Below are 14,735 nucleotides of genomic sequence, written 5' to 3' on the forward strand. Positions count from 1 at the left end.
AAGAAGGGTGGAAGAGTGGATTTAATTCATGGTTTTGATGTGAATTTATGAAAAAAAATAAGCCACCCGGAGGTGGCTGTGAATTATTCAAAGTCGCTAAGGCTTGGTATATCCGGCCATCTTCCTGCTTCGTATTCTTGAACATAGTAGTCAATGGATCTATTTGTTCCAAACACTATAATTTTACCAGTTTTACTTTCTACTAAGAATGGAGAGCAGCCTATTAGCTTGGCTTTTTCAATTTTATCTTCTACAAATTTTTTTGAATTAAAATAAAATATCATGCCATATTCTTTTTGAATTGAGCGTTCCTCTGCAATAGTAAGTTCTATTTCCCATTTTTGACTTAATTTTTTTATATAGTCTTTTGCGGTTTCTATTACTTTTTGCTCCGTCAACATGTAGGTTTTTATTTTAATACAAGATTGGGTTTGATATTAATTCTGGTTAGGATCCCAAACTCCATGAATGCTAGGTTTCCATGTGCCATCTTCATATCCATTTAAATAATACTCTACATCGTCTGATGTTCCAAACTGAATGACTATACCGGTGTCATTTCTTACAAGAAATGGGCCATTGCCTGCTAAGCGATGTTTTGTAGAGTCCTTCGCAACATAATCATAAACATTGCCATAGCTTTTGTTAATGAATTCGTGAGGAATTTCAAGTTCAATATTTATTCTTTGCCCTATTTGCTTTATATACTTATTGGCTATTTCTAGCATTTTGTTGTCTGTTAACATATTATTTTATTTTACTTTTAAATATTCTACAAAATCTGCCTTCTCAAATGTTTGCATAAGTCCTTTTTGTCCATTAAGAAGCATTAGTCTCTCATTTTTTTTAATAACATTGAAAACGTGGCCATGTTTAAATCCTTTTTTATAAATATACATTATACCGATTTCACCTTCGGCCATATCAATACTCCTAATATCTTCAATTTTAACAGGTGAAGAAAAACTATTCTCAAATATTTGTTCTAAAACTTCAACATCTTGTCCATCGGAATGTAATGCTTGTGATATATTACCTGTTTCTAAATATTCTATTACTTTTTGAACAACATTAACACAATTGGAATCAGAAACCATAACCACTTTATTGTTAAGTATATAGTGGTTAAAATATGGTAATACATCATATATGTAATCAATTGCGTTTTCAGCATTGATTTCAGTTTCTTCAAGGACTTTTAATCCTGCTTTAAACTCCTCAACAGTAAGACTAATGCGAGGTGTGAGATTCTCTGCCATCCCCGCAAGTCTGCTAAACTCTTCTTCAAGTTTACCTACCTTGCCTCCTGCTTTTCTATAGATATAATCTAAAAAAATATCAGTCCTTGCGGGTGACTTTCCTTGGAAAAGTAATTTTCCTTTATGAAGTACACCTATTTCTTTCGCAGCGTTCTCCACAAAAAGGACTCTCAGCTTCTCAAAATCAGAAGAATGCGTGATAGTCTTTTCAACACTGGCTTTTGAAAGAACTTTTAATCCATTTTTGGAATAATTCCTTAAAGGAAACGAATATAATGTATTTTCAATTAATTTCTCTAAACTTCTCTGCTGTGATGGAAATCGGGAATGGTATAGTATTTCTACGGTTGCATCTAAGGCTTTTTGTGCTTTTGGAAGCATACTTACCATGGCACTTGCTGTACCCTGAACCATATAAATATCATCCCATAACTCTAAAAGTTTCCTTCCCTGGGTGGTCATTGTAAGCTCATCTCTCAATTGGGCTTCGATGTAAAAATCTGAAAGAGCCAATCCAATATCTGCATAGGCTGCATATAAAGGTAATCCCGATACTCCCGATTCTATAGTTGCAAGACTGGCGGATATAACGATGAGATCTGCAACCACACGAAGGCACCTTAATGCATCTTCAACGGCTTTCTTTTGGGCAATGTGATAAAGAAATAACGCGGGAACTTCAGTATCCGTTTCAATGGTTTGAATTTTACCGGAAGGGGTTTTTGCCCTTTCATAGACTTTGAGATGCAGCATATCCAGTGGTCTGAATTCTCCATTTTCAATTTCATTTTCAGCTTCAATCTTCTTGGTTTTTAGATTCCAGACTTTTACATTGTTGATCAGCGTGACATTGTTGTCCCGATCTCCTTCCATAAAATATCCTGTAAGCTCACAATGCCTTTCTATGGTATCAGAATCTCTGCTTACTCCCAATGCGAAAAGAGAACCCCGTTGCTGGGGCTGATGAGCATCATCCATTGCATGTTGTGCCTGCATGAATGCCGTTACGTAAATGACAAAGAGCTCTTTGTTTTCAAACATTTGCCCATGAGCAACCTGGTTGGTATCGGAAATAATACCTTTTCCCATGTAAACACTTTCACCATCTAAAGAATGATAAATGTGAAGAATGAGCTTGGGATCATTTTTAATCTTTTTATAAACAAACTCTCCGGAAATTGCTGTAAGAATACGAATGGCATATCGGCTTTTGTCTCTGAAAGGTTCTGCTGCCAAAGCTGCAGCTTTACCTATGGAGTCTACATCACGAAGCAATTGAGAATCATAATTGAGAAACTGTATAAAATGATCCCATAATAACTGATCTGAAAGTTTTTTTGCTTTTCCTTTATAATCTACACCGGTTAAAGCAAAATTGGGGAGCTGGTTATAGAAAAACATCAGATCATCAATGGAGGTAAGTCCTTTTCCTGCTTCTTCAAAACGTGAAATGAGAGCCACCTGTGCAACCTCTCTATGATATGGAAAAAGATAGGTGATGGCATCCATATAATCTTCAACATCACTAAGTCTGATTTGTATCGCATCAGGTGATTTAGATAAGTAACTTATGGTAGCTTCTACTTCATTTACATCGGTTTGGGTAGCTTCTCTATTATAGTCGCGATAAGGGATATTGATTGTGCAGGCTATTTTTCTTTCCGAAATTCCTATTTCAGTATGATGGGTATATTTTTTAGGATCAATATAGCCAGGGCTTACATTTACCCATACCTTATTATCCATGCGCTCTAAAAAAGAATTCTGAAATTGTTTTTCATCTATTTTAGGCTCTTGAATGATTAATTTCTCAATCATTTTAGTCTTCACTCTTACATTGTCAATTCTCGCAGGAGGAATTTCCTTCAGGTTTACCTTTTCTACTTCTTGAGAATAGTCTATAAAGTTTTTTCTTGCATCAAATAGATAGGAGTTGAAATCTGTTGAAGAAGCAAGTAATCTGAAAAGTTTTCCCTCATCTACCCAAAGATTTGTAAAAAAAGGTTCTATGGAGTTGGTGGCTATTTTTTCGCCTTTCATATCTGCCCATATTTTCCTACTTATGGCATCAAAGTCGTCCATTTTCTTTAAAGGGTCTTTAAAATTCATCTTTAATTTTTTTCATTAATACTACTTTTATGTTTTGGTTCTTGCTTGGCAGAGAAAAGGGGTTTATCTAAACTTCCCCTTTGATCTATAATGCAAATATCATTGTGGGAAGCGACAAAACTTGGCGTGTAATAAATAAATGATGGCTTGATGAATGGAAAAGGATTAAGAAATGGGTTGGGAAAATCTACACGATTTGTGGGTGAAAATAAAATCTGTAAAAGCAAAATAGCATGATCATTGCTTGAAATCCCGTATATTTAAGTAGAACTAAACCCAAATGCTGTATGAAAGTATTCTCTAAACTGATGGTTATTGTTTTTTTCATCAATATCTTCATCGCCCAAGCCCAAAATAACTATCCCCAAAACTATTTCAGAAATCCCCTGAATATTCCTATGCAACTTGCAGCCAATTTTGGAGCAGTAAGAACCAATCATTTTCACATGGGATTGGATCTGAGGACGAACAGTCAGGAAAATTTATCGGTTGTAGCAGCAGCAGACGGTTATGTAAGCAGAATAAAAGTAGAACGTTATGGCTTTGGAAATGCAGTATATATTACTCATCCAAATGGTTTTACAACAGTATATGCTCATTTGAATAAGTATTTTGATAAGCTTGATGAATATGTAAAAGAGAAGCAATACAAAGATGAAAAATGGGAACAAGATATTGCTTTCCAACCGGGACAGTTTCCTGTAGCCAAAGGTCAGCTCATTGCATTGAGTGGAAATACAGGCGGTTCGGCAGGTCCTCACTTGCATTTTGAGATAAGAGATACCAAGACAGAAGAATGTCTTAATCCTTTGTTGTTTGGATTTAATATTCCGGATTCTGTGGCTCCTATCATCAGTGGATTGTATTGGTATGATCGCAGATTCAGTACCTATGAGCCCGGAGCGAATGGAATTGCAGTTAAAAAAGCAGGAAATACTTATACGGCCGACGTTGTGAAAGTCAATTCTCCCAAGATAAGTTTGGGAATTAAAGCGGTAGATAAGGCCAATCAAGGATTTAATTTAGGGATTTATAAAGCCGAATTATTGATGGATGGAAAGCTGATCTACGGATTTAGCATTGATAAAGTGAGTTATGATGATACCCGTTATCTGAATGGTTGTATAGATTACACCAAATTTATAAGAGATAAAGTGGGTATTCAGCATCTGTCTACGCTACCGGGAATGAAGTTATCTGATTACAGCAGTCCTAATCTTTCCGGCGTTATTAATCTACAAGATGAGGAAGTCCACACTATTGAAATTATTTTAAAAGATGTAAAAGGAAATACCAGCCGATTAACTACAAAAGTGCAGCTTGCTAAAACAGATAATGGCGTTTCTCCTTCTGCAAAAACTGTTTTGCCTAATCAGGGAAAAGTAATGACAACCGATAATGCAGAAATCATTTTTAGTAAAAATGCGATGTATGATGCTGTGAATTTTAATATGTATGAAAAAAATAGCGGAGACGGAAATGCTGTATCCAATACCATTGTTTTACAGAATCCATACATACCGGTGCAGGATTATTATACTTTAAAGATAAAGCCGAACAGAAAACTCTCCAAAGAAGAGAAGGATAGAGTAGTTGTTTTATTTAATTATGGAAGTGATAAAGATGCCATAAAAGCAAAATGGAATGGTGATCAGGCAGAAGCACAGTTCAACAGATTAGGAAGTGCAGAACTTATATTAGATAATAGCCTGCCGTCTGTTTCTCCAGGTTGGAAGGAAGGAGCTGTTGTAGGCGGTAATACTTTACGTTTGAAAGGCAGTACGAAAATTGGTGATATTGTTTCATTTCGTGCAGAATTGGATGGGACATGGCTGCGATTTGCTCGTATAAAAAATGATTTTGTCTATACTTTTGACGAGAAATGTCCAAAAGGTTCCGGTTCTCATACTTTGAAAGTGGCCACAGTCAATTCTGCGGGAAATACCAATACACAGACGTTTACCTTTCAGAGATAAATAAGTGTAGAGGTATAATCTTTTGCTATTTTACTGTTTCAATCCTTTAATTTTAAATAAATTTGTCCTTTAAAAATTATAATCATTGGAATTTCATCCGTTCATCGAAAAATCGAATACACAGGAAATAAAGGCTTTTCAGGAAGAAAAACTTCATCAGCTTCTGGTTTATCTTGAAGGAAATTCACCTTTTTATCAAAGACTTTTTAAAGAGAAAAATATCAAGGTAGAAGAAATCCGGACATTGGAAGATTTGCAGAAGATTCCTACTACAACAAAGAATGATCTGCAGCAGCACAATCATGATTTTTTCTGTATTACATCGGATAAGATTGTAGATTACAGCACGACTTCCGGAACATTAGGAGATCCGGTAACTTTTGGGTTGTCTGATAATGATCTTGAAAGATTGGCCTATAATGAAGCGATATCCTTTGCTTGTGCCGGAATTCAGAAAGGAGATGTGGTACAGATGATTACTACGATTGATAAACGTTTATGGCAGGTCTTGCTTATTTTTTAGGACTAAGAAAGATGGGAGCCAGTGTGGTCAGAATGGGGCCGGGAATTCCTGAACTGCAATGGGACTCTATTTTCAGATATAAACCGAAATACCTGATTACTGTTCCGTCATTTTTATTGAAAATGATCGATTATGCTGAAAAACGCGGTTTGGATTATAAAAATTCAAGTGTTTATGGTGCGGTATGTATTGGTGAAAGTATCAAAAATCAGGACTTTACAGATAATATTCTTTCCCAGAAGATCAAAGAGAAATGGAATATAAAACTTTTTTCTACCTATGCTTCTACAGAAATGAGTACCGCTTTTACAGAGTGTGAGTTTCAGGTAGGAGGTCATCACCACCCTGAATTGATTATTACAGAGATTCTGGATGATGAAGGAAATATTGTAAAAGAAGGTGAAAGTGGCGAGCTTACCATTACTACATTGGGAGTAGAAGCCATTCCTTTGTTGAGGTTTAAAACCGGAGATATTGTAAAAGCGCATTACGAGCCTTGTCAATGCGGCAGGAATACAATGCGGCTAGGCCCTGTGATCGGACGAAAACAACAGATGATCAAATATAAAGGAACAACACTGTATCCACCTGCGATGAACGATATTCTGAACGATTTTAATAATATTCTGTGTTATCAGATTGTTATTCAGTCTAATGAAATAGGCTTAGATGAAATTATTATCAAGCTGAGTACTGAACAGGAAAATGAGAACTTTGTGAACGAAGTAAGGGATCATTTCCGTGCGAAGTTGAGGGTAAGCCCGAAGATTGAAATCATTGATTTTGATGTTTTATCTAAAACTGTTTTTAATCCAAATAGCAGAAAACCAATTACATTCATTGATTTAAGATAAATCTGGTCATTTTAGAATGAACGATATAAAAAAAGACTGCAATGAGCAGTCTTTTGTTTTTATGATTGTTGTTGCTTTTCCAGTTTGATGAGGTTGGCGAGATTCTTAATTACCGTATCGTGTTTTTTCACAAAAGGATTATCCTTGTTCCATACATATCCGGCCAATACAGCGCAAATCTTTTTCTTTACATCCGGGTTTTCCGGTTGATGGAAGAATAGCTCCTGAAGATTTCCGGTATACCATTCCTTTACATAAGTGGTAAAAACATCTACACCATATAAGATATAATCTGTGTATTCTGTTTGCCAGTCAATTTTCTCACCATTCAGTTGTCGTAATGCCAGTTTAGCTGCTAGCATTCCTGATTCTGTAGCAAAGGCCATTCCTGAAGAAAATACAGGATCAAGGAACTCAGATGCATTTCCGGTGAGAGCAAAACCATCCCCGAATAATTTTTTTACAGAACATGAATAATCTTTCAGATGTCTTGGCTCAAAAAGAAAATCTAGATCCCCAAAACGTTTCATATAATAATCAGAAAGAGAAATTGCTTTTCTTAAAGCTTCAGCAGTATCTCTATTTTCAGATAGTTTTTCAATATATTCGGTAGGTCCTACAATTCCTAAACTTGTATTTCCGTTAGAAAAAGGAATGACCCAAAGCCAAACCTCAGTTTCAATGATATCAAAGGAAATTAAAGTTCCTTCCTCACCTTCCTCTCTGTTTAGATCTTTTACATGAGAGAAAATAGCTGAATGAGGAGATAATTTAGAAGGCTTTTCAAGGTCAAGTAAACGAGGTAAAACTCTTCCATAACCACTTGAGTCAATAACGAACTTTGCATGGATCTCCTTGGTTTCTCCATCTTTGGTTTTTACTGTTGTGATAGAATCTGTTCCCTCGAATTTGATATCAATAACTTCAGTTTCAAATTCAAGATCTACTCCTTTATTAATTACCTCCTGAGCAAGTGTATTATCAAAGTCTGCTCTTGGAACCTGCCAGGTCCAATCCCAGCCTTCTCCAAATTTATTACTAAAATCAAAGATACAAACCTCATCACCACGAAGAAAACGTGCTCCCAACTTCTTCTCAAAGCCCATTTTATCCAATGCAGGAAAAAGTCCGGCTTCATCAAAGTGATCCATTACTCTTGGAATTAAGCTTTCACCAACGACCAGTCTTGGGAATTTTGTCTTTTCAACAACTTTTACGCTGACATTATTCTTCTTTAAGTATGAAGAAGATACGCATCCGGAAGGTCCAGCTCCGATTACAAGAACGTCAACAAATTCTTTGCTCATCTTTGATTTTTTATTTTAATAATAACTTTTATCTTTGCCGCAAAATTAGTGACAAATAATTAATATTTTACAAAATTATCAACTATTACTTTTAATTGATGAAAATAAATAACTTTTTAGAACTGAAAGACTTTCAAAAAATTATCATTGAGAATGAAAAAATAGAACTGGATGAATCACTTTTATCAAGAGTGAATACAAGTTTTCAGTTTTTAAAGGAATTTTCAAAAAATAAAGTAATATATGGGGTGAATACCGGTTTTGGTCCGATGGCTCAATTTAAGATCAGTGATGAGGATAAGCATCAGCTTCAGTATAATCTGATAAGAAGTCACTCTTCCGGTATCGGAAATCCTTTACCTGCCCAGGAAGTAAAAGCTTGTATGCTGGCAAGAATGAATACCCTATCATTAGGGAATTCAGGCGTGCATGAATCGGTTATTTATCTTCTTCAGGAGCTTATCAACAGAGATATTACTCCATTGATCTTTGAACATGGAGGAGTAGGAGCGAGTGGAGACCTGGTTCAGCTGGCTCACCTTGCTTTAGTACTGATCGGAGAAGGGGAAGTATTCTATAAAGGAGAAAGAAAATCTACCAAAGAAGTTTTTGAAATTGAAGAATTAAAACCAATACAAGTAGAGATCCGTGAAGGACTTGCCTTAATGAACGGAACTTCGGTAATGTCAGGTATTGGTATTGTAAATGCTTATAAAGCGAATCAACTCACAGATATTTCCATTAAGCTTTCCTGTGCCATCAATGAAATTGTTCAGGCTTATGATGATCATTTATCAGAAGCATTAAACGGAACAAAAAGACATTATGGGCAGCAGAAAGTAGCAGAAAGAATGCGTGCTCATCTTGCAGATAGTAAGCTGATCAGAAAGAGAGCCGATCATTTGTATACCCACTTTGAAGAACAGGAAAAAGTATTCAAAGAAAAAGTACAGGAATATTATTCTTTAAGATGTGTTCCTCAGATTTTAGGCCCGGTATTGGATACTTTGGAATACACGGAGAAAGTTCTTGAAAATGAGATCAATTCTGCTAATGATAACCCAATCATCAATGTTGAGGATCAACATGTTTACCATGGTGGAAATTTTCACGGGGATTATATTTCTTTGGAAATGGACAAGTTGAAAATTGTGGTAACGAAGCTTACTATGCTTGCAGAAAGACAGTTGAACTATCTTTTAAATGCTAAAATCAACGAAATTTTGCCTCCTTTTGTAAATTTAGGTAAATTAGGTTTCAATTTCGGGATGCAAGGTGTACAATTTACGGCAACTTCTACTACAGCAGAAAGCCAGATGTTGTCGAATCCGATGTATGTTCATAGTATTCCGAATAATAATGATAATCAAGACATCGTTAGTATGGGAACCAACGCTGCTGTGATCTGCAGAAAAGTAATTGAAAATGCTTTTGAAGTATTGGCAATTGAAGCCATTACAATCATTCAGGCTATTGAATATCTTGGTTTCCAGAATGAGGTTTCATCATCTACAAAAGAATTGTATGATGATATCAGAAAGATAATTCCTGCATTCTCAGATGATATGGTGATGTATCCGTATTTGGAGGAAGTAAAGAAATATTTAAAAGCAATGTAATTATTAGCGATCATAAATTGTCTTTACTAAAAACAAGGTAACTTAAAAAAACTAAAACAAAATAAACACTAACGCATGAAATGTGCAATTGTAACAGGAGGCTCCAGAGGAATCGGGAGGGCTATCTGTATAAAACTGGCCGAAGAGAAGAACTATCACATATTGATTAACTATACTTCCAACGAAACTGCAGCAAAGGAAACTTTGGCTAAAGTAGAAGAATTGGGAGCTACAGGAGAAATTCTGAAGTTTGATGTAGGAAATTCTGAAGAAGTAAATCATGTATTGACAGCATGGCAGGAAAATAATACCAATGCCATCGTAGAAGTGATCGTTAATAATGCCGGAATTACAAGAGATGGTCTGTTTATGTGGATGCAAAAAGAAGATTGGAATAGCGTAATCAATACCAGTCTAGATGGTTTTTTTAACGTAACCAATTTCTTTATCCAAAAGCTGCTTCGCAACAAATATGGAAGAATCATCAATATGGTTTCGGTATCCGGAGTAAAAGGAACAGCTGGACAAACGAACTATTCAGCAGCTAAAGGAGCTTTGGTGGGAGCTACAAAAGCTCTTGCTCAGGAAGTTGCTAAAAGAAATGTTACCGTAAATGCAGTGGCTCCAGGGTTTATTAAGACAGATATGACTCAGGAGTTCAATGAGGACGAGTTAAAAGCAATGATTCCTGCTAATAGATTTGGAGAAGCAGAAGAAGTTGCAGATCTCGTGGCATTTTTAGCCTCTAGAAAATCTTCATACATTACAGGAGAAGTGATTAATATTAACGGCGGAATTTACTCATAAAATAATCTAACAATATACCAATGTGCCAGGTGTACCAATGCTGATTGAATCTCAATGAAAATATTGTTACATTGCTAGACTGATACATTGTTAAATTCAATATATACAAATGGAAAATAGGGTTGTAATTACCGGAATGGGAATTTATTCCTGCATCGGGACGTCTTTAGAAGAGGTCAGGGAATCCCTATATCAAGGAAAATCCGGTATTGTCTTAGATCAGGATAGAAAAGAATTTGGTTTCAGGTCAGGTCTTACGGGAGTCGTTCCAAAACCTGATTTAAAGAATCTTCTGAACAGACGTCAGCGTGTCAGCATGGGAGAAGAAAGCGAATATGCTTATCTCGCTACCCTTGATGCCCTGAAGCAGGCCGATCTTGATGAAACCTTTTTAGATACCCATGAAGTGGGGATCTTATACGGAAATGACAGTGTTTCTCAGGCAGTCGTAGAATCCATCGATATTGCAAGAGAAAAGAAAGATACTACATTGATGGGATCGGGTGCGATCTTTAAATCAATGAACTCAACAGTAACCATGAACCTTTCGACTATTTTTAAATTGAAAGGCATTAATCTTACCATCAGTGCAGCCTGTGCAAGCGGGTCACATTCTTTGGGACTCGCTTATATGATGATTAAGAATGGTTTTCAGGATATGATCATCTGTGGAGGAGCTCAGGAAACCAATAAGTATTCTATGGCAAGTTTTGATGGATTAGGAGTGTTCTCTGCAAGAGAAGATGAACCTACAAAAGCTTCAAGACCTTTTGATGCAGAAAGAGATGGTTTAATTCCAAGTGGAGGAGCTGCTTCTTTAATTGTTGAAAGTTTAGAGTCTGCCCAAAGAAGAGGCGCTCCTATTATTGCTGAAATCATAGGATATGGTTTCTCATCAAACGGGGGGCATATTTCCACTCCGAATGTGGATGGTCCAGCTTTGGCAATGGACAGAGCCTTGAAACAATCAGGATTGAAAGCTTCAGATATTGATTATATTAATGCTCATGCTACTTCTACACCTCTTGGAGATGCCAATGAAGCTAAAGCAATCTATGAGATCTTTGGAGGCGAAGTTCCGGTAAGTTCTACAAAATCCATGACCGGACACGAATGTTGGATGGCTGGTGCAAGTGAAGTTATTTACTCAATTCTGATGATGCAGAACGATTTTGTTGCTCCCAATATCAACTTGGAAAATCCTGATAATGAAGCGCAAAGGATAAATTTAGTCTCTAAAACAAAAAATCAAAAAATTGATGTATTTTTGTCGAATTCTTTTGGGTTCGGGGGAACCAATTCTGCACTAATAGTTAAAAAATTTGATTAAAAACATGGAAAGGGAAAAAATTGTTGCTATTGTTAATGATTTTCTGGTTAACGAATTTGAAGTTGACGGAGATGAGATCAGTAATGATGCCAACCTTAAAAATACACTGGGCTTAGACAGCCTTGATTATATTGATATGGTCGTAGTGATCGAATCCAATTTCGGAGTGAAATTAGGAGAAGCAGATTTCAAAAAAATGGTAACATTTGATGATTTCTATACAACGATTGAACATAAGATCGCGGAGAAAAACGCGTAGTTATAAGTAATTTATATTCCTTACAATATACCAATGTAATAATAGAAAAGAGGGAACTCAAAGATATTGTTACATTGGTATCTTTTATATTGGTAAATTGTATTTATGGACAACAAGTGGAAAGGTAAATCTAAAGGGACAGTTCTGGGGTACAGAATATTCGTCTGGTGCATTAGAAATATCGGAATCAGAAGTTCATATTTTGTATTGTACTTTGTGGCCGCTTATTATGTCTTATTCCAGAAAAAAAGCAACCAATACATTCTCTATTATTTCCAGAAAAGACTGAATTACAGGTATTGGAAATCCAAACGCTCTATTTTTAAAAGCTATTTCACCTTTGGACAGGTTCTGATCGACAAAACAGCGATCTCAGCTGGATTGAGAGAGAAGTATACCTATGAATTTGACGGTATTGAAAACCTTAGAGACCTTTTGGCAGCTAAAAAAGGTGGGGTTCTTATCAGTGCTCATATGGGTAATTTTGAAGTGGCTGAACATTTCTTTGCGGATATTGATTTTGATTGCCAGATCAACCTGGTAACTACAGATCAGGAAGTCACTGTTATTAAAGAATATCTGGAGAGTGTGTCTGTGAAAAAGAGCAATATCAAATTCATTTATGTCAAAGAAGATATGTCGCACATCTTTGAGATCAATCAGGCTTTATCCAATAATGAATTGATCTGTTTTACAGGAGATCGCTATTTTGAGGGTTCAAAATTTCTGGAAGCAGATTTACTCGGAAAAAGTGCCAAATTTCCGGCAGGGCCATTTCTCATCGCATCCCGATTGGGAGTACCTGTGGTATATGTTTATGTAATGAAAGAAAGCAATCTTCATTATCACCTGTATGCAAGAGTTGCCCAGAATATCAAAAACAGAGATTCTCAGGGACTTTTACAGTCTTATGTTCAGAATCTTGAAACCATGATCAGGAAATATCCCTTTCAATGGTTTAATTATTTTGACTTTTGGGATGATATAGATTAATTTTTCTATTTTTATCCCCTAAAAAACTAATAAAAACTCAAAACCGTTAAGAAATATCGAGGAACTGAAATTCAAAAATGATATTGTCTAAATAGGATTTTCCTGTAGGATGATCACAAAATAATAACTGAAATTCTTAATTTCCCAGTCTCTTAATTTAAAAAGCATCCCCTCTTTTGAAAAAAGAATATGACATACTTGTAATCGGCAGTGGATTGGGAGGTCTTGTTTCGGCTCTTATTATGGCGAAAGAAGGCTTGAAAGTTTGCGTGTTGGAAAAAAACAATCAGTATGGCGGCAATCTACAGACTTTTTCAAGGGATAAACTCATTTTTGACACGGGAGTTCATTATTTGGGTGGGCTTTCAAAAGGGCAGAATCTGAATCGTTTTTTTTCCTATCTGGAGATTATGGATGATCTTGAACTTCAGAAAATGGATGAGGATGGTTATGATAGAATTTCTTTTGGAGATGATGCGGTTAAATATCCCCACGCTCAGGGCTATCAGAACTTTGTAGAACAGCTCTCTGTTTATTTTCCCGAAGAAAAAGAAAACCTTGAAAACTACTGTGAGGAGATTCAGTATATCTGCAGCCAGTTTCCAAGATATAATGTCATAGGGAAAGATAATTACAATGAAGAGATTCTGCATTTAAATACCAAAAGATTCATAGAATCCGTAACGCAAAATAAAACTCTTCAGGCTGTTTTATTAGGCTCTAATTTCCTGTATGCCGGAGATTCGGAGAATGTTCCATTTTATGTGCATGCATTAACCGTGAATTCCTACATCCAAAGTGCCTATAAATGTGTAAAAGGAGGCAGCCAGATTTCTAAATTGCTGATCCGTAAACTTCGCCAATATGGAGCTGAGGTTCATAAACATTCGGAAGTTTCAGAATTTATTTTTAATGAAAATAATACATTGGCTTCCGTAAAAACAAAGTCAGGGAAAGAATATGCTGCGAAACAGTTTATATCTAATATTGAGATTCGATCTACCATTAAACTGATTGGGGAAGAGAAGATTAAAAAATCTTTTCTGAACAGAGTTTTAAGCTGGCAGCCAGTTTCATCGTGTTTTAGTATTTATATTGTTTTAAAGCCTCATTGTTTACCGAATTTCAATTATAATATTTATCATTATTCCTCAGAAGATAGGGTTTGGAATGCATTCCGTTACAATAAACAAACGTGGCCGGAGACCTATATGCTTTCATCTATACCTTCTAAGCAACATCCTGAATTTGCAGAAAGTCTTACTGCTATTTCTTATATGGATTTCGATGAGGTGAAACAATGGGAAAATACAATCAATACTGTAGCAGATGAACATGAGAGGGGAGAGCCATATGAAAAGTTCAAGCTGGAAAAAACTGAAAAAATGATTGATGCTCTTGAAAAGAGAATTCCTAATCTTAGGCATGCCATTAAGCAGATATATACCTCTTCGCCCCTATCGTATCGTGACTATATAGGCAGTTTTGAAGGAAATATGTACGGATATATGAAAAACTCAGAGAACCCTCTTAAAACAATGGTATCTCCCCGGACAAAAATTGATAATCTGTTTCTGACAGGCCAGTCTGTGAATATGCACGGAATCCTGGGAGTTACAATAGGCGCATTCAATACCTGTGCTGAAATGTTAGGGAAAGAAACTATTGACAGCCGCTTGGAGCGTATGACCTAATATAA

Annotated in this window: 11 protein-coding genes and 1 pseudogene; 8 read left to right on the plus strand and 4 right to left on the minus strand. The window is 35.9% G+C overall.

Features of this window, described 5'->3' with window-relative positions; translation table 11 throughout:
• Positions 1–83: 83 nt before the first annotated feature.
• The 3 genes from QWZ06_RS00970 to QWZ06_RS00980 are packed head-to-tail and all read right to left on the minus strand — an operon-like array spanning position 84 to position 3,368.
• Positions 84–401 (minus strand): hypothetical protein, encoded by a 318-nt coding sequence (locus tag QWZ06_RS00970; RefSeq protein WP_290295280.1) that lies wholly within the window; start codon positions 399–401, stop codon positions 84–86.
• A 36-nt stretch (positions 402–437) separates the two neighbouring features.
• Positions 438–746 carry a hypothetical protein gene (locus tag QWZ06_RS00975; protein ID WP_290295282.1) on the minus strand — a complete coding sequence of 103 codons (309 nt, stop codon included), beginning with the start codon at positions 744–746 and terminating at the stop codon, positions 438–440.
• Between the two features lie 6 nt (positions 747–752).
• On the minus strand, positions 753–3,368 hold the full coding sequence (locus QWZ06_RS00980) for a hypothetical protein (protein ID WP_290295283.1): 2,616 nt from the start codon (positions 3,366–3,368) through the stop codon (positions 753–755).
• Positions 3,369–3,655: 287 nt separating this feature from the next.
• Between QWZ06_RS00980 and QWZ06_RS00985 the strand changes: the two genes are divergently transcribed.
• Both QWZ06_RS00985 and flxY read left to right on the plus strand, forming a co-directional pair.
• A complete protein-coding gene (locus QWZ06_RS00985; RefSeq protein WP_290295284.1) occupies positions 3,656–5,344 on the plus strand; it encodes a M23 family metallopeptidase in 1,689 nt (562 codons plus the stop codon).
• A gap of 85 nt (positions 5,345–5,429) precedes the next feature.
• Positions 5,430–6,721, plus strand: a pseudogene (gene flxY / locus QWZ06_RS00990) (flexirubin biosynthesis putative acyl-CoA ligase FlxY).
• A 59-nt stretch (positions 6,722–6,780) separates the two neighbouring features.
• Here flxY and QWZ06_RS00995 read toward each other — a convergent pair.
• Entirely contained in the window at positions 6,781–8,028 is a 1,248-nt protein-coding gene (locus QWZ06_RS00995) for an NAD(P)/FAD-dependent oxidoreductase (protein WP_290295286.1), read from the minus strand.
• Between the two features lie 98 nt (positions 8,029–8,126).
• Between QWZ06_RS00995 and flxA the strand changes: the two genes are divergently transcribed.
• From flxA to QWZ06_RS01025, 6 genes are all read left to right on the plus strand, one after another.
• Positions 8,127–9,647, plus strand: a complete 1,521-nt coding sequence (gene flxA / locus QWZ06_RS01000; RefSeq protein ID WP_290295287.1) for a flexirubin biosynthesis tyrosine ammonia-lyase FlxA — start codon at positions 8,127–8,129, stop codon at positions 9,645–9,647.
• A gap of 75 nt (positions 9,648–9,722) precedes the next feature.
• On the plus strand, positions 9,723–10,454 hold the full coding sequence (flxB, locus tag QWZ06_RS01005; RefSeq protein ID WP_290295288.1) for a flexirubin biosynthesis SDR family reductase FlxB: 732 nt from the start codon (positions 9,723–9,725) through the stop codon (positions 10,452–10,454).
• Between the two features lie 109 nt (positions 10,455–10,563).
• On the plus strand, positions 10,564–11,784 hold the full coding sequence (locus QWZ06_RS01010; protein WP_290295289.1) for a beta-ketoacyl-[acyl-carrier-protein] synthase family protein: 1,221 nt from the start codon (positions 10,564–10,566) through the stop codon (positions 11,782–11,784).
• A gap of 4 nt (positions 11,785–11,788) precedes the next feature.
• Positions 11,789–12,043 carry an acyl carrier protein gene (locus QWZ06_RS01015; RefSeq protein ID WP_034692469.1) on the plus strand — a complete coding sequence of 85 codons (255 nt, stop codon included), beginning with the start codon at positions 11,789–11,791 and terminating at the stop codon, positions 12,041–12,043.
• Between the two features lie 105 nt (positions 12,044–12,148).
• Positions 12,149–13,036, plus strand: a complete 888-nt coding sequence (locus QWZ06_RS01020) for a lysophospholipid acyltransferase family protein (RefSeq protein WP_290295292.1) — start codon at positions 12,149–12,151, stop codon at positions 13,034–13,036.
• A 176-nt stretch (positions 13,037–13,212) separates the two neighbouring features.
• Positions 13,213–14,730, plus strand: coding sequence for a phytoene desaturase family protein (locus QWZ06_RS01025; RefSeq protein ID WP_290295294.1), 1,518 nt, complete (start codon positions 13,213–13,215; stop codon positions 14,728–14,730).
• The last annotated feature ends 5 nt before the right edge of the window (positions 14,731–14,735 follow it).

The sequence above is a fragment of the Chryseobacterium tructae genome (assembly GCF_030409875.1).
GTDB lineage: Bacteria > Bacteroidota > Bacteroidia > Flavobacteriales > Weeksellaceae > Chryseobacterium > Chryseobacterium tructae.

Coding starts and splice junctions, on each gene's coding strand:
- QWZ06_RS00970 (WP_290295280.1), bottom strand. CDS start 401: ATGTTGACGGAGCAAAAAGTAATAGAAACCGCAAAAGACTATATAAAA.
- QWZ06_RS00975 (WP_290295282.1), bottom strand. CDS start 746: ATGTTAACAGACAACAAAATGCTAGAAATAGCCAATAAGTATATAAAG.
- QWZ06_RS00980 (WP_290295283.1), bottom strand. CDS start 3,368: ATGAATTTTAAAGACCCTTTAAAGAAAATGGACGACTTTGATGCCATA.
- QWZ06_RS00985 (WP_290295284.1), top strand. CDS start 3,656: ATGAAAGTATTCTCTAAACTGATGGTTATTGTTTTTTTCATCAATATC.
- QWZ06_RS00995 (WP_290295286.1), bottom strand. CDS start 8,028: ATGAGCAAAGAATTTGTTGACGTTCTTGTAATCGGAGCTGGACCTTCC.
- flxA (WP_290295287.1), top strand. CDS start 8,127: ATGAAAATAAATAACTTTTTAGAACTGAAAGACTTTCAAAAAATTATC.
- flxB (WP_290295288.1), top strand. CDS start 9,723: ATGAAATGTGCAATTGTAACAGGAGGCTCCAGAGGAATCGGGAGGGCT.
- QWZ06_RS01010 (WP_290295289.1), top strand. CDS start 10,564: ATGGAAAATAGGGTTGTAATTACCGGAATGGGAATTTATTCCTGCATC.
- QWZ06_RS01015 (WP_034692469.1), top strand. CDS start 11,789: ATGGAAAGGGAAAAAATTGTTGCTATTGTTAATGATTTTCTGGTTAAC.
- QWZ06_RS01020 (WP_290295292.1), top strand. CDS start 12,149: ATGGACAACAAGTGGAAAGGTAAATCTAAAGGGACAGTTCTGGGGTAC.